15 protein-coding genes are annotated in these 15,591 nt (G+C 44.3%); 10 read left to right on the top strand and 5 right to left on the bottom strand.

What is annotated here, in order from left to right; all coding sequences use genetic code 11:
* Positions 1 to 49: 49 nt before the first annotated feature.
* Entirely contained in the window at positions 50 to 1,144 is a 1,095-nt protein-coding gene (locus tag O5O45_RS13150) for a carboxylate--amine ligase (protein ID WP_305905672.1), read from the bottom strand.
* Between the two features lie 267 nt (positions 1,145 to 1,411).
* Between O5O45_RS13150 and O5O45_RS13145 the strand changes: the two genes are divergently transcribed.
* The 10 genes from O5O45_RS13145 to O5O45_RS13100 all read left to right on the top strand — a co-directional run bounded on the left by O5O45_RS13145 (position 1,412) and on the right by O5O45_RS13100 (position 11,735).
* Positions 1,412 to 1,951, top strand: a complete 540-nt coding sequence (locus O5O45_RS13145) for an arsenate reductase/protein-tyrosine-phosphatase family protein (RefSeq protein WP_305905671.1) — start codon at positions 1,412 to 1,414, stop codon at positions 1,949 to 1,951.
* Complete coding sequence (locus tag O5O45_RS13140) at positions 1,951 to 3,318, top strand: O-antigen ligase family protein (RefSeq protein WP_305905670.1); 1,368 nt, start codon at positions 1,951 to 1,953, stop codon at positions 3,316 to 3,318. Before O5O45_RS13145 ends, O5O45_RS13140 begins: the two co-directional genes overlap by 1 nt.
* The gene (locus O5O45_RS13135; protein ID WP_305906204.1) at positions 3,318 to 4,553 is read left to right on the top strand and encodes a glycosyltransferase family 4 protein; all 1,236 of its coding nucleotides are present in this window, start codon (positions 3,318 to 3,320) and stop codon (positions 4,551 to 4,553) included. Before O5O45_RS13140 ends, O5O45_RS13135 begins: the two co-directional genes overlap by 1 nt.
* The gene (locus O5O45_RS13130) at positions 4,553 to 6,058 is read left to right on the top strand and encodes a lipopolysaccharide biosynthesis protein (protein ID WP_305905669.1); all 1,506 of its coding nucleotides are present in this window, start codon (positions 4,553 to 4,555) and stop codon (positions 6,056 to 6,058) included. The genes O5O45_RS13135 and O5O45_RS13130 overlap by 1 nt, the downstream gene beginning before the upstream one ends.
* Positions 6,059 to 6,064: 6 nt before the next feature.
* On the top strand, positions 6,065 to 6,919 hold the full coding sequence (locus O5O45_RS13125) for a sulfotransferase family protein (RefSeq protein WP_305905668.1): 855 nt from the start codon (positions 6,065 to 6,067) through the stop codon (positions 6,917 to 6,919).
* A 1-nt stretch (position 6,920) separates the two neighbouring features.
* The gene (locus O5O45_RS13120) at positions 6,921 to 7,787 is read left to right on the top strand and encodes a sulfotransferase family protein (protein ID WP_305905667.1); all 867 of its coding nucleotides are present in this window, start codon (positions 6,921 to 6,923) and stop codon (positions 7,785 to 7,787) included.
* Entirely contained in the window at positions 7,772 to 8,755 is a 984-nt protein-coding gene (locus O5O45_RS13115) for a glycosyltransferase (RefSeq protein ID WP_305905666.1), read from the top strand. The genes O5O45_RS13120 and O5O45_RS13115 overlap by 16 nt, the downstream gene beginning before the upstream one ends.
* 128 nt (positions 8,756 to 8,883) lie before the next feature.
* Positions 8,884 to 9,795, top strand: coding sequence for a hypothetical protein (locus O5O45_RS13110; RefSeq protein WP_305905665.1), 912 nt, complete (start codon positions 8,884 to 8,886; stop codon positions 9,793 to 9,795).
* A gap of 14 nt (positions 9,796 to 9,809) precedes the next feature.
* On the top strand, positions 9,810 to 10,718 hold the full coding sequence (locus tag O5O45_RS13105; RefSeq protein ID WP_305905664.1) for a glycosyltransferase family 2 protein: 909 nt from the start codon (positions 9,810 to 9,812) through the stop codon (positions 10,716 to 10,718).
* Positions 10,719 to 10,757: 39 nt separating this feature from the next.
* Positions 10,758 to 11,735 carry a glycosyltransferase family 2 protein gene (locus O5O45_RS13100; protein ID WP_305905663.1) on the top strand — a complete coding sequence of 326 codons (978 nt, stop codon included), beginning with the start codon at positions 10,758 to 10,760 and terminating at the stop codon, positions 11,733 to 11,735.
* Between the two features lie 60 nt (positions 11,736 to 11,795).
* On the opposite strand, the gene O5O45_RS13095 is transcribed toward O5O45_RS13100, so the two are convergent.
* The 4 genes from O5O45_RS13095 to O5O45_RS13080 are packed head-to-tail and all read right to left on the bottom strand — an operon-like array spanning position 11,796 to position 15,591.
* The gene (locus O5O45_RS13095) at positions 11,796 to 12,662 is read right to left on the bottom strand and encodes a polysaccharide pyruvyl transferase family protein (RefSeq protein WP_305905662.1); all 867 of its coding nucleotides are present in this window, start codon (positions 12,660 to 12,662) and stop codon (positions 11,796 to 11,798) included.
* A 42-nt stretch (positions 12,663 to 12,704) separates the two neighbouring features.
* The gene (locus tag O5O45_RS13090; protein WP_305905661.1) at positions 12,705 to 13,850 is read right to left on the bottom strand and encodes a glycosyltransferase family 4 protein; all 1,146 of its coding nucleotides are present in this window, start codon (positions 13,848 to 13,850) and stop codon (positions 12,705 to 12,707) included.
* Positions 13,847 to 14,467, bottom strand: a complete 621-nt coding sequence (gene cysC, locus O5O45_RS13085) for an adenylyl-sulfate kinase (RefSeq protein ID WP_305905660.1) — start codon at positions 14,465 to 14,467, stop codon at positions 13,847 to 13,849. The genes O5O45_RS13090 and cysC overlap by 4 nt, the downstream gene beginning before the upstream one ends.
* The gene (locus O5O45_RS13080; protein ID WP_305905659.1) at positions 14,464 to 15,591 is read right to left on the bottom strand and encodes a glycosyltransferase family 4 protein; all 1,128 of its coding nucleotides are present in this window, start codon (positions 15,589 to 15,591) and stop codon (positions 14,464 to 14,466) included. Before O5O45_RS13080 ends, cysC begins: the two co-directional genes overlap by 4 nt.

Here is a 15,591-nt window from a genome sequence, read left to right as displayed (position 1 = left end):
CCATATTGGCCCGAGGGTCAATATGGAAAACAAGCTCTTCGGTAAAGTCTTAGCTACGCAAATCTCGTAAGTATTTCTTCAGCTCAAATATAAAGGGGCGGAAGTCGGATAGTCGATTGACTTCATGCTTGGTATTACCATTAGGGAGAAGGAAACGAAGCAGCTCAAGCAGCTTTTGCGCACGTGTGTACTGGTGTGCAGGAGATTTTAAGACAAGGTATAAGCGGTCCAGATCGCCAAGCAGCCAGCGCATTTTTTGCCCTACGGTGAATGAGTCAATAGGTGCGACTTCACCGTTTTCAAAAGAGTTTAGTAAGAGATAGGGAAAGTCCACGCCGGAGTCTATCGCCAATTGCAACGAACCCCAGAATCGTGGGTTAATCTCCATCAAGTAGGGGGTGCCATCCTCTGCGACTTTGAACTCCACCATGGCCACACCATTCCAATTGGCATGATGAAGCAGGGTGTCTGAAATTTTCTTCATACGAGAATCTACTTCTTTTGACTCGCAAAGTACGCTTACGCCTCCTGACGGCGGTTTTTCTCTCAGTCTTCGATGAGAGAAATGGCAAAGGGGGTCGCCTTGTGAGTAGAGAGCGAATAACCCCTGGCCTTCACCTTTAATATAAGACTGAATCATGAAGGGAAACTCGCGGAAATAACGCCTTTTAAGGGCCGCCTCAGCCTCTTCGCGAGAGTGAGCAATGATGACGGTAGTGCTAATAATTTCTCCGCCGGTAAGTATGCGCGACTTGAATGGCTTTAAAACAACTGGGTATTCAGTAATGTTCGCTATCGCTTCCTGCGCCTGCTCTATACTTTCTATATACAAGGTATGAGGGGTGGGGAGATCCAGGGATTGAGCGAGCTGAAATAGGCGGTTCTTGTTAGCCAAATGCTCTATCGACTCAGCTTCGGAAAATGGCAGAATTAAGCCTTTTGGCAGCTTGTCTCTGTTTTCCAGGATGACGTAGGTGGAGGCCTCTGTCACAGGGAGCAGGAAGTTAATTTGCTGTTCAGAGACTATTTTCAATATGTCGTCGAAAAATGCTGAAGGTTTACTGTAAGGGGAGGCATAGACGCCTTTTTCGCTTGAGTACCGCGAAGCTCCAGCAAGTGTTTCAAAACTTTCGTCCGCAGTCATGACCCAGACGCCCTTACTTCCCAGGGAACGAGTGGCGGCGAGAGCGGAGCGTTGGTTAGCGTCGAGTATCAAGGCGCGAGTATTGATCATGGTAGGTTGGTCGCTTGATGAAAGATAAGTAGCAGTGATTCAGATGCCGGTGATAGTAATTGGGTAAGTGTTGAACTGTCAAAAGTTGTCTGCTGTGGTTTGAATAACCTCCAGCAGTCTCTATAATCGCGCTCGTGGAGCAAGTCCGACCCGGCGTCAAAGTTAAGGTGAATCATTTTGGGTAAGCTGAAAAAGTTACTGAAGTTGTTGTCAGAGTATCTTTTTATGGTCCTTGGGTTTTACAAAAGGTATTCAGATATTCCCCCAGGATTTTCTCCCCAAAGGGTGATTTTTGTATGCAAAGGAAATGTGTGCCGTAGCGTATATGCGGAAGCCTTTCTCAAGGGTAGGCTTCAGAAAGATAAGGTTGAGATTGTTAGCTGTGGTCTGGCTACTGACGGAGGAACGCTCGCTAACCCTACAGCCAAAGAGGTTGCTGCCGAGAGGGGAGTGGGTCTTAGCGACCATCGCAGTACGCGAATTCAAGACATGAGCATGCGCCAAGGCGACTTGTTTATCGTCATGGAGCCTTATATGGTTCATGCCTTAGATAAATATCGAAAGGACGATGCGGAGTCTCATGTTCTTATTCTGGGTATGGTTGGTCCAGATCAACAGCCTACCATTCCAGATCCATACGGCAGGGAAGTTTCAGTTTTTAATAAAGTCTTCGATACCATTGAGTCGAAGCTTTCAGTATTGCAGAAAAGCTTGTAATGAACTTTCCCCAGTTAGGCCACTATTCCGGTCCTAATAAGCAGAAAAAATCGAGTGAGCAGCCGCCACGCAGTGATATGGAGCGGCTGTATTCCATGGATATTAAATTTATCTATCAGACTATAAGAGCGGAAGGATTCGCTTTTATTTGTATCTGCGGGTATTTATTTTTTGAATATGTCCGACCTCAGTCGATCTACTTGTGGCTTAATATATTGCCGTGGGTCCCGCTTTTTATTATGTCTGCTTTTATTTTTCACTGTGTGGAAAAGAAAAAGAAAGTGGATACGGGGCATGGAATAAACAAGTTGATGGTTCTCTACGGACTGGTGGTATTGATATCTTCGGCCGCCTCCGAATACAGTGCTGCTTCATTCAATCGATTATGGACCTTTTTTGACTGGTTTTTGTTCTACTTCATGATTGTGACAATCGTGAATAATGAAAAGCGGTTTTACATCTTCTTTCTCTCGTTTTTGATTTACTCTTTTAAAATGTCTCAGCACGGATTTATTTCATGGATGAACCGTGGGTTCGCATTTGCGAGCTGGGGGGTAACAGGGGCTCCTGGCTGGTTTCAAAACTCAGGAGAAGTAGGTATTCAGATGGCGATATTTACCCCTCTTTCCGTGGCGTTTCTATTAGGTATTAGCTTATATATCAATAAATACTGGAAAATATTCTTTAGTCTTTTCCCGTTCACGGCTATTGGAACTGTCATTGCCTCTTCTTCAAGAGGAGCTCTTGTTGCGGTTATTGGCGTGGGCGTTCTTGCGTTGGCAAAGACTAAACACTTTTTTAAAACGGCGATTGTTGCTGGTTTGGTTGGGTGGATTGTCGTTGTATCTGTTCCAGATGAGTTTAAAGCGAGATTTGAAACTTCCGGGGAAGATAGAACTTCACTGCATCGAATAGAGCGTTGGGAGCAGGGCTGGGAGACTATGAAAAAGTACCCGGTTCTTGGCGTCGGGCACGAAGCATGGACGACATACCACCCAAGGCATTTCTCGTCGGAAGTGAAGGGGAGTAAGTTAGTCCACAATATATTTGTTCAATGTGGCACTGAGTTGGGTTTTGCGGGAATAACGGTTCTTGTTCTCCTTATATTGGCCAGCTTTGTTACAGATTATAAAGTCCGAAAGCTGGCGAAAAAAATGGAAAACCGCCTCTACTATTATTTGGCGTTTGGGTTTGACTTCGCCATGATTGGTTTTTTGATAAGCGCCAGTTTTGTAACTGTACTGTACTATCCTTATTTGTGGATACATTTAGCTCTGGTTGTATGTATGCATAACTCAATTAAACGGTCCCATAAGGAGCTGCAGCTGAAGGAGCGAGAGTCTAAGCTGGCGGGTGAGGCCTTGTGATGCAGGATTCGGAAAAGAAGTGTAATGTCCTGATGGTTGACCAAGGCTTATCCTTTGGTGGTGCGCTAGTTGTGTTGCTTAGCCTGGCTAAGTCACTACCTGACAATTTTCATCCAGTGGTGGTCACAGCTATCAAAGAAAATCCAGAAAAATGGATTGATGCCGGCGATATAAAAGTCGTTAGTTGCTCTCCTACGTTCAATTACCTAGATTATTTTCGAGTTAGCCACAAAATCTCCGGTGTTCAGAATAAAGTGATTCGCAAAATCCTGATATATGCGCTGTCATTGTATTCGACATGCAAGAACCTATCTTATGTAACGAAGTTGATGAAAATCATTCGAGATAATGATATTGATATTGTGCATGCTAATAACAGTGTATATGTGCTTATGGCGGCCGCTCTGACCAGAAAGCCTTGTGTCTGGCATATACACGGAGTGGTGGAAAGCCCTCTCTCTTTTCTTGAAAGGCTATTTTCACCTAGCGTCAAATTGTTCTTGGCAATATCTGGCTTTGTCTCCAATTCCGCCGTTAAAAATAGATACCCTGCTGAAAAGCTAAAAGTTATTGAGAACCCGGTTGATCCCGCTGCTCTTGACTGGACTTTGAATGAAACTCTGCTTCAGAGCGTTAAATCGCAGTTCAATTTGTCTGATAGTAACTTCGTTGTTTCAATATTTGGGCGAATTATTCCTTGGAAAGGGCAACTTGAACTTATAGAAGCGATTGCAAAAGTTGCAGAGCACTGGCCTGAAGTAAGGCTTTTAATTGTAGGAGACGCTTCAGAAGGCTTCAGTAAAGCATACAATGAAAAGATCAAGCACAGAGTTGAGACTCTTGGCATCGAAGAAAATATCATATGGGCTGGCTTTCAAAAGGATGTTAGGCCTTTCTACGCTATCTCTGACTTGGTTGTTCACGCCTCAATAGATCCAGAGCCTTTTGGTCTGGTGATAATTGAAGCTATGGCGAGCGGCTGTCCTGTAATTGTTTCCAGTTTAGGCGCGGCTCCTGAATTAGTGGAAGATGGAGTAGACGGTTATGTCATAAACCCGAAGAACACTGATGAGCTGTCAACGGGAATAATGACTCTTATTGATAGGCCTGAGTTGAGAAAAAATTTTGCGGAAAAAGGTCGGTGTAAAGTTAATCAACGTTTTCATCCCCAGTTTTATGCTTTGCGTATGGCTGAGGAATACTCCTCTATTGTTGGAAACGGGGGGGCAAAGTAATGAGCACGCCTCAGTCAGAAGTGGCTAACCCAGGAGCTGTTAAACAAACAAAAGTATTGGTGTCTAATACGGCTATATATGGTCTTGGTACTATTATTCGCTCATTAGCGAGCTTCCTGCTTCTGCCTATTTATACTCAATATCTTTTACCTTCTGAATATGGTGTTATTGAGCTGCTTGGAATGCTGGTGGATTTGGCTGGCATATTTTTCGGGGCGAGAATTGGACAAGCCTTTCTGAGATATTACGGGCTAGCTAATACCGATAATGAGAAATATCAAGTCACTGGTAGCGCATTAGGTATGACCTGTGGCATGCATTTGTTGGCGGTGTTTACGTTAGTAACGCTATCTGGTCCTATCAGCGAATTGCTGTTTGGCTCCTCGGATTTAAAAACTCTGGTGCAGCTATATTCTTTGAATATGCTGCTTGGCGCTGTGATGGAGATTCCATTTGCATACCTCAGAGCCAATGGAAAAGCGTTTAAGTTCTTGGGCTATTCCGTACTGCGCCTTACACTGCAGATATCTTTTAATCTATTTTTTCTTATATACCTTGAGATGGGGGTGTATGGAGCGGTCTACGCCTCTGTTATCGCTTTCTCGCTAGCCGCGCTGGCTTTGACCTTCGGTGTTGTTGGTGAGTTAAAACCCGAATTCAAATGGGGTACGGCGAAGAGTATGTTGGGCTTCAGCTTCCCTATTATTATTGCGGCTTTGAGTATGTTCTTTATTACATATTCAGACCGCTATTTTATTAGCGCATTTTTAGACTTGGACTCCGTTGGAATTTATTCTTTGGCGTACAAATTTGGTTTTATGCTATTCGCTCTAGGGTGGACGCCTTTCCTGAATATGTGGGATGCCGAAAAGTATCGCATTTACAAAGACCAAGAAAGTCACTATCTGTTTGATGCTGTATTCAGGGTTGTCTCAGGCATTTTAGTTTATATGGCGTTTGGAATTGCTTTGTGGTTGCCAGTAGTGTTGCGGTTTATGTCTGACGAAAACTATTGGGCGGCTGCGAGTATCGCACCTATCGTTCTGATAGCCTATGTGCTTTTGGCTTGGACAAACTATTGCAATCTAGGTTTTTTTACAGCAGGCAAGACAGGACGGTTTGGCTGGATTTCTGTAGTAACGGCGATTTTCTGTGTGCTGGGCTATTGGGTATGTATTCCCAAATATGGTATGTATGGCGCGGCTTGGGTAACAGTGCTGGCTTTTTTGGTCAGGTTCTTGCTAATCCATCACTTCGCAAAAAGACACTTTGACATGCAACTTAGATGGCGTAGTCATATTGTGTCACTTTCGCTTGCACTTTCTTTTTATCTAATCTCTGAGTACTGGATATTCTCGGAAATGGATCCTGTAGGTGGTTGGGCGATCGCCATCAGAGTCGCCTTGTCCCTGCTTTATCCTGTCCTGGCGATAGCGCTAGGGGTTATTCCATACGGGCATTTGAAAATGTTCTATCAGTCTATTATCAAGAAGCGTGGTAAGTAGCTAACTATGGGTGTGAAAGCAAACTTGTTTGTCATCGGGGCAATGAAATCCGGCTCCACTACTTTACACGATTGCCTGGCGAAGCATTCGGATATCCACATGACAGAGGAAAAGGAGCCGGGATATTTTGTTCCAGAGCTGTGGGGTAGGCGTACTGAGCAAGAGTATGCCGATTTGTTGGCTCCTGGTGAAAACAAAAAATATGTGGGGGAGTCTAGTACGCATTATACGAAACTGCCCACCTATTTAGGGGTTCCGGAGAAAATACATACCTACAACCCTAATGCTAGAATTCTATATGTAATGCGTCAACCGATCGCTAGGATAATAAGCCATTACTACCACAATGTGCGTGATTTATATATGCACGGGGAATCTCGTAGTATAAGCAAAGCTATTCAGAGAGATCCTGCGTATGTTGCGTACTCTGATTATGCATACCAACTCCAACCCTACTATGACCTGTTCGGTAAAGACAAAATATACATACTAACGTTTGAGGATCTGGTATCTGATCAAAATAAGGTAATGAGTGAAATTTTTACATGGTTGGGTGTGGATGCTGACTGCGAGCTGACGGAACAGGTCGACTCCAACAAGGCTCCGAAAACTTACAAAAAAGTGCGTGGCTTGGGGTTGTTGAATAAGTTCCGCCATTCGAGTGTATGGGATGGCGTATCAGCAATTGTGCCGAAGAGTATTAGGCGCATGGGGGTCAGGCTTGCCGAGACCCAAAGCAACGAAAAGCTTACCCAAGAGGAAATAGATGAAGTCTACAAGCTATTGACGCCTGTCTTTCAAGAAAAAGTGGCGGAACTTCATCGTCTCACTGGTAAAGATTTTAGTACGTGGAACTTATAGGATGACTAATTCAAATCGGCCCGGTACTCTCGCAGGCCCGGACTTTATATGCATTGGGGCCCAAAAAGCTGGCACTACCTGGCTTTATGATCAGTTGGCGCACCACCCACAGGTCTGGTTGCCAGTAATAAAAGAGCTGCACTATTTCAACTTCGCGCAGCCCAATGCGCTTTTAGTGGGGAAGGAGGGGTATCCTTGGGGGAGCCCCCTGGAACGTATGCGTTTTCTCAAGCAGCGGCCAGATATGGAAACGCTAAAATGGCTGTTACGCTATAACTTTGGCGCGAAATCCTCTTCTTGGTACCGAAATCTTTTTCCTCGCGTGGCTGATAAAGTCAGAGGCGAGCTGACGCCAGCGTATTCTACTTTGGATGAGAAAGGAGTGGATCTCGTGAGGTCAACAGTGCCTGAGCACTGCCGAATACTGTTGATTATCCGAGATCCTGTTGAGCGCGCCTGGTCCGGGGTGAAAATGAACTACCGCTGGACGGGAGAGAACATTACTCAAGAAGAAGTTGACGGCCTTAAAGCAAGAATAGGCTCCAATACAGTTCGGTTGCGGTCTGAGTACTCGAAAATTATTCCCCGCTGGAAAGAGCGTTTTCCAGACCGTTTCAGTCTTTTGTTTTACGAAGACTTAAAAGCTTCGCCAGAGGCATTTTTTAAGCATGCTTGTAGCTTGCTTGGGATTAGTCAAGATTACATTCCTGAGACTCTACATAAGCGTTCAAACGAGGACAGGGAAAGTATTTCAATGCCCAAAGCCGCGCGCGAAATTCTAGAAGAGATGTTGATGAGTGAAATTGAGCACTTTAAAGCGGTTCGAGATGAATACTTGCGAGAGGAGGCCCAATGGCTAAGCCGTTGAAAATCCTCTCAGTAAATAAGCTGAAATCGAAAGTGGATGGTGTGGAAGTAACCTTCGCGCCTTTTGTTAATAGTGGTTTGCAAGTAGTCGGTGAGTTGCTGGGGTTTATCCGTCGGGCATACGACAGTGATGTGATACTGGCTTGGACTCCAAACTTGCGAATGCTTTGTATTTTCTTTCTCACAAAGTTATTAACTTTTGGGCGAGTGAAAATAGTCTATTTTGATGTTGTGCTTAGTCGGCCAAAGGGGCTGGGTGATAAAGTCAAGATATTATTTAAATCTTTTTTGTTGAAGTCAGCTAGCTTGATAATCTGTGTGCATAAAGAAACATCAGGTTATTTGAAGTACTACAGGATATCTGAAAGCAAGATTACTTATGTCCCTTTCAATGCCAACAACTTTGGTATATATGACGATTTTGTAATTAACGAAGGTGAGTACATATTATCTTGCGGTGCATCACAAAGAGACTTTGATACGTTGTGTGAGGCAGTGCGTGATTCTGGTTATCCTCTAACCATTTTGCTGCCGGAGCAAAGTATAAGTAAACATAATGCGCGAATTGATAGCAATAATCTCCCTGAGAATGTCACTTGGATAAATGCTTTTTTGCCTAGGAAAGAATGGTATGACTATTTGGCCAATTGCAAAATGGTAGTCATTCCTATTATAAAAGACGTCATTCAACCAGCGGGTATCAGTGTGTGTTTGGAGGCGATGCTTTTTAGAAAGCCTGTGATCATCACCCGGGGAACCTCGACGGTAGGTATCCTGGATGATTCTCTCGCCATGGTTGTCTCTCCAGAAGATCGGATCGAAATGCGGCGCGCCATAGACGCTCTGTGGAAGGATGGGAAGAAGAGGGCGGAATTGGCGGAAAGGGGCTATAATTATGCCTATAGCCTTGGAGATAACGAACGCGTGGAGAGAGAGGTTCAACTCACTGTCCTGGAGAGATTTTGTTAAAGCCCTGGAAGCACTCTTGTGACCAAGTCGAAAAAAATACGTACCGTAAAAGAAAGCGGCTCTTCTGTAACCGTATCCGGAATGGAATGAAAGTATACTGCTTATGAATTTATTGTTGGGGGGCAAATATGAAAATCAGATTTTTATCAGCCGTTTGCGCATTGACGCTTAGTCTTAGCGCTTTTTCAGAGGATTTTTCTAGGGAGGTTACCTTCGACAGCGGAGTGGTAGGCGCTAAAGCTGAAACTGTTGATACCTTTGACGGAGTTGCTGGACGTACAACCTTTTCTACAGCCTTTCCCAGGCCTCTCGTAGATGGTGCGGATCCCCAGCATGTAATGATGACGATTAAGGAAGGGGAAACGGGATGGGGTGTATGGGGCGGAGCTATGAACTTCCGTAAAAACCTGTACAAAGGCGACATCTTTTGGGCTTCTTTCCACATGTATGTCCCCGATGACTTTCAGTTTTACGCGGCAGGAAATGGAGCGTTAAAGTTTCTTCGAATTCGCACCAGAGCGTCAGCTGCTGATGGCGTTGGCGGATTTAATGATTTCCAGATAATGGATGACCCATCATTTAATGGTGCAGTGTACAGATTTATCAAAGAAGGCGCCGCTGGTCGAGGCTGGAAGTACATCGGTACAAAAGATCAGAAAGATGAGCTATTGCCCCGTAACAAGTGGTTTAAGGTCGAAATCAGTTTGAGGTTTGACTCCGTTCCCGTAAGTGAAGGTGGTTTGGCGTACTTTAAACTATGGATTGATAACAAGCTTGTTTGGGATGGAAAGGATGTGCAAACTTTAACAAGCTCGGGCGATTGGGCTGATTCCCTGTATTTCTTTACCTACTGGAACGGTAAGGCGCCCAAAACTCAGTCTCTATATATTGACAACATAGTAATGAAAAGCTCTGTCGACACTGCCGAGTTGAGGCCGCAAGATAGAGATGCAGAGGGTAACTTGTATATTGGTGAAAAAGGCAATCCATCTGCCCTTTATAAATCACCACCCAGTAGAGTGGAAGCAACCATTCAGTAGTTAGTAAGGATAATGTGAACTTAAGTATTGTTATTCCAGCTTTCAATGAGGAAGCTGTTATTGAAGAGACTCTAGCGTCTATCAAGATGTCTCTTCAAGATATTTCTCATGAAGTGATAGTTGTTGATAATGGTTCTACGGATAGGACTTCTCAGATTGCTGAAAGCCTGGGCTGCCAAGTATTGGTAGTTCCAGGTGTTCTTATTGGCGAATTGAGAAATATTGGCGCCCAAAAAGCTTCTGGTGATATTTTGTTGTTTAATGACGCTGATGTCCTTTTGACACCTGAATGGCGTCAAGCCTTTCTGAAGCTTAAGGACGAGATTGAAGCCCAAAACCTTATCGTTGGCGGTTCCCTTCAGGTATCTGATCCAGAAAATATGCTCCATAAATATTGGTTTCAACCTCTTTTGAATAAAAAAGAGGGGGAATGCAATTATGTGGGAACTGGTAATATGCTGGTCTCTCGACGTCTATTTGACCAAGTCGGTGGATTTAGTCGTGATTTACGTACTGGTGAAGACTATGATTTTTGCCTAAAAGCGCGTAATTCTTGTCGTGCAACGGTTAGATATGTCTCCAATCTATCTGCTATTCATTTGGGTTATCCCGAAGATGTGGGTTCGTTCTTCCGGCGAGAGCAATGGCATGGTAAGGGCGATGTGCAGACCTTGGCGGCGCTTTTGAAGTCAAAAGTAGCAATATTTTCATTTTCTATTGCTATGCTTGTCGTTTTTTCTATCCTTTTCATTGCGCTGACAAAATGGTGGATGGCGTTCCTTTTTGTTTCTATTGCTGCGGCCCTTGTTGTGTTTATGTCTTTTTATAAGGCTCGAGTAGTGGGGGGGATAGAAGGGCGCTGCTATCATATATTCTTGACGTTTATGTACTGCATAGCCAGGGCTACCTCCAAATTTCGATAAGCCCCTTATGTCCCGATTCACCTTAACTTGTATTGAACAATGGCGGTAAAAGTGTTGGAGCAGGCCAGTAGTGATATAGACGTCTCTGTCATCATCCCTGTATATAATCGAGCCCACGTTGTTGGAAGGGCTATTGACAGCGTGCTTTCGCAGACTGGCGTGGGAGGCATTGAAGTGGTCGTCGTGGATGATGGATCTCAGGACCAACTCGACGAAGCGCTGAAGAGTTATGAAGGGCGAATTAAGCTTATAAAAAAGAGCAACGGAGGTGTTTCAAGCGCCAGAAATGAAGGGACGGCCAACAGCTCAGGTAAATTTATCGCATATCTGGATTCTGACGATCTGTTTGAGCAAGGAAAGTTGAGCAAGTCTCTGGAAATACTGCGAGAGCGTTCGGATGTTGGGTTTGTTTTTAGCGATTTTTCTCGTTTTGAAATTGAGAATCCCTCTGCAAGGTTGGAGCATACAAACTCGTACTTTTTTAATAACATTTATCGCTATACCCAGTCCCCCCTTGAAGGTATTTCCTCTAAGTCATACTTCTTGCTGCAAAAGGATGTCTTTGGATTATTGTTGGCAGGTTACTTTATGTCTCCCTGTACGTTGGTTATGAGAAGAGAGCTGTACAAAGCAGCGCAGGGCTGGCCGACAGAGTTTGACATATCAGAGGACTTTCATTTTTTCCTCCGGCTATCTACTCTTGCTAACGCAGTATACATAGACGAGCCATTAATTAGCGCGGGCCGAGGTGATAATAATTTGACGGAAAACCACCAAGATTGTGCAGAATCCGATATAAGAGTTTTAAAATCCTGCCTGAATATTAGTCATTTTGACGATGCAAAGAAGAGGCAGATAAGAGCCGCGGTGTCTGATAGGCTTGAGCGGTTAGGGTGGGGGCTGAAAAATAGCCACTCATATAAAGAAGCTAGTCGTTGCTATAGAGAAGCCTTTAGCTTCAAACCTTCAAATATTAAGGCATTGTTCAACTATTTGATGCTGCTGCCAAAATCATGAGGAGTCAGTGTGCAAGCACGCCAATCACTAAGGAGCAGGAATTGGCGTGTTGAGCTGCCTTTATGGCGATTTATCACTTTTTAATGATAGAAAAACGTTGTTTAATTTTTCTTGGGCTTCTTTTACTTTGGCCGTTGGTATTCTGGCAGTTTTCAATAGCTGGTCGAGGGCTTCATCTCCAGCTAGGAGATAAGGCTGCGGCTCAGCGTCAATCGCAGTTCCATAGTCTCGGAACTTAAATCCGCCGCCAACTACTTTGTCTGACAGAGACATCCAAATGTTTGGTATGCCTAAGGCGTCAGCGGATATTATGCCGTGTAGAGACGAGGATAGAATATATTCACACTCGTCTATATCTTTGAATACATCCTCAGGCTTTCTTTTTACACTAATTAGCTTTACTTCAGATGGATAGCGATTTGTTAATTGCGTGATACGTCTATCGTTTGCGTCTACATAATGCGGAATTACTCCTAGAATATATTTCTTTTTGGCTCTTTCGCCTCGCAATAGCTTGGGCGCCAATAATCCAGGATCACCGAGTGGGACGTCACTTGAGGCTTTGATTCTGTCTCTGGTAAGGCTCCCTCTGACTGCTAGAACGTTCGCTTCAGGCATAGGAAACTCAAGGTCCTTTATCAAACCTGATCCTAAGATATGGCCTTTGTAGTTAATGGAGGAAAACTGCAGAATGCTGCCTGTAGATAAGACTTCACAGCTTGAAGCCGAGGCATGGACGGGGGTAAACCCGTAAAATTTTAGCAGTTCTGGAGTAATAAGGTCGCCAAAATTGGTTTCACCATTCCACCAGTACGCAGTAATTTTATTTCCTTTAATAGTGCCTAATACGGAGCTGTATTTCTTAGTTGCGACTCGCTTTACTCTGTTTATTCCTTCGATAGTCTTGAGGTAGAGGCTATTTGACATGGTTTGTTTCCGAGTAATTAGAAAGCTGTAGAGGAATACAGGCTATTTGCTTCGAGTTAGTTGTTGCTTTGTCAGGCTTGTTAGGTTCTGGATTTGAATCTCGGTAGAGAACTGGCTTTGTATGCGTAACACGGCATTTTGACTCATCTTCTTAATGTTGGACGCCTTGCCGAGCAGCATCTGAACTCGTTCAGCAAGCTCCGCTGCAGAACCAGGCGAAAATAGAAGGCCGGTCTCTCCATCAATAATTGTTTCTCTCAGGCCTTGTAAGTTCGATACAAGAAGGGGAAGTCCCGAGGCTTGCATTTCAATGGATGACATGGTGAACGAGTCCCACCCTGTAGAAGCGATAATGCCCGCTTTGCAGCTGCGGTGTATCCTGTGTAAATCCGAACGGTAACCGCCAAATATAACCTGCTTTGATGACTTCTCGTTTAATAGCGCCTGATAAGGGGCTGCCTCATCATTACGGTTTCCAAATAATATGAAGACTATGTCGTCACGCTGAGCGGCGATAATATTGGCGGCTTCCGCTATAACTCGAACCCCTTTTCTTTCCTCAAAGTGTCCAGAATAGAAAAGTAATTGCCTATCTCTAGAGATGCCAAATAGGTCGTGAGCGTAGTATTGATCTTTCTCATCAGGGTGGTACTTTTCTGTATCTACCCCCAAGTGGCAAAGGGCGGTTTTTTCTTTAGGTACGCCACGGCCAAGATAAGCTGACTGTCGCATGGCTTCGGACTCAAATATATAGAGATCGGGGCCATGCCTGTATCGCATCACGTCCAGCTTCTTTAATAGTAGTTTGAGGCCGCTATTGATGCTGCTCATAGGGGCTCCCCAGTAAGAAATAAAGGAGCTGATACCTGCTGAACGAGCCGCCTTATAGTAGGGAAGCGATACGGGTTGGTCGAAGCCGAAAATAACGTTGATATTATTTTCTTTCAGGTACGAGGCAAATAATTCAACTTTATCTATTGCGTTCTGTCTGTCAGAGAACTCCACGAAATTGTCAAATCCTTCCGGAGTATAGTCGGGGTATCCATTGTTATATCCGGGGTAGCATAAGTGGATGTTATCTGGCGATCCAGCTATGCGTAAGGCCATTCTCCAGAATACTTTTTCCAAAGAGCCTATCGCATAGCCTGTATTTGCTTCGCAGTGATATAAAATTAAAATTTTAGTCATTTATCGCTGTCAGTTGATGGGGTTATGACATTCCTTGCTTCTAAGAAAGCGATAATGCTCGCCACTGACTCCTCAGTGGTTTCCTTGCTGGTGTCGATAACTAAGTCTGGACTCTCTGGGGGTTCGTAGGGGGAGTCTATGCCTGTGAAGTTTTTTATGGCGCCTTGTCTGGCCTTTTGGTAAAGCCCTTTGGGGTCTCTTTGCTCGCAAACCTCAATAGGAGTATTGACAAAGACCTCAATGAACTCGCCCGGTACGTATAGAGAGCGGACCATCTTCCGATCGTCACGAAATGGTGAAATAAACGCAGTCATGACAATTAAGCCGGCATCAACAAGTAATTTGCTGGCTTCGCCCACTCGGCGAATATTTTCTATTCGGTCTCTGTCTGAAAAAGTTAAGTCTTTATTCAATCCGTGACGAACATTATCTCCATCTAACACATATGTATGATAGCCGCGTTTATGTAACGCGATGTCTAAAGCATTTGATACCGTGGACTTGCCTGATCCACTTAGTCCAGTAAACCAGACAAGACATGGTTGTTGGTTCTTTATGTCTGCGCGATCTTGCTTCTTTAGCTTAAAATCGTGCCAGACGATATTTTCTTGAGTCATCTAGATAGTTCCTGGCCTAATAATGGGAAATAGAGGTTGAGATACTCGCGTGACTTCTTGACTGAATCAAAGTTTTCTTTTAAGTAACTCAGTCCGTTCATTTGCATTCGTTCTTTCTCTGCTGGGTTGTTGAGTACTTTATCGATGGCGGTAGCATAACCTAAAGCGGAATGCTCATCGACCAATAGGCCGGCGGCGCCGAAATTGAGCGCCTCGGGAATCCCTCCGACATTGTGCGCAACCACCGGCACCTTCAGGGCTAGTGCTTCAAGTAACGTCATTGGCAAGCCCTCATGATCTGACGTCATTAGCAGTAGATCCAGTTTTGCTATTTCTGGTGTAGATGGGTCTACAAAGCCAGTGAACTCAATAACCTGAGTCAAACTTTCTTGGTGCACGAGATTCTCAATAGGCTTTCGTAATGGGCCATCGCCAATTATCTTGCCTTTGATCTCATGATGGCCCTGTTTAAGTAGCTCTTTGATCGTTTCAACAAATAAATCTATTCGTTTAACTGGAGCCAAGCGGCCAACTATTCCAATTGTAAAAGCCTCACCTGGTGGCTTCCCTGGGGAAATTGTTTCAAGCTCACGGCTATTAATAAAATTAAATATCTTAACGACCTTGCTTGGATGTCTTTTGCTGAGCGACTGATATAGTGGTCCAGAAACCGCCACAATTCGGTCGACTTTGTGTCTTGTCAGTAATTGATCTGCAATATGTATAGCTTTCTTGTGGGGCGTCTTCCATGAGATATTTGATTCGGAGCCGCCATGAATGGTGCGTACTACGCTGGTAACTGGTGACTTTATGCTTGCGGTAACGCCTAAAATATTCTCTTTAAAGCCGTGTGTATGCAGAATGTTGCTGTTATGTTTAATAAAATGATTGCGAATTCCGCGTATCATAGCTAAAGGGGATAGCTTTGCTTCATCGGCAACAGTAACGCCAATGTTGAGTTGGCGGAGTTTTTCTGCAAGAACTCCGTCGTTGAATAATATGGCCGATAAGTCCAAGCTATTCGTTGCGATTAAAGCCTTGCATAGTTCATATAGTTGCTTTTCCGCGCCAGCCCAAACATCCCCTGATGCAACGTGAGTTAGGTGAGGGCGTGAGTTCTGCAT

It is taken from the genome of Hahella sp. HNIBRBA332, assembly GCF_030719035.1.
Taxonomy (GTDB): Bacteria; Pseudomonadota; Gammaproteobacteria; order Pseudomonadales; family Oleiphilaceae; genus Hahella.
Note: the sequence above shows the minus strand (reverse complement) of the source record. Positions and strands in the feature narration are given on the sequence as shown.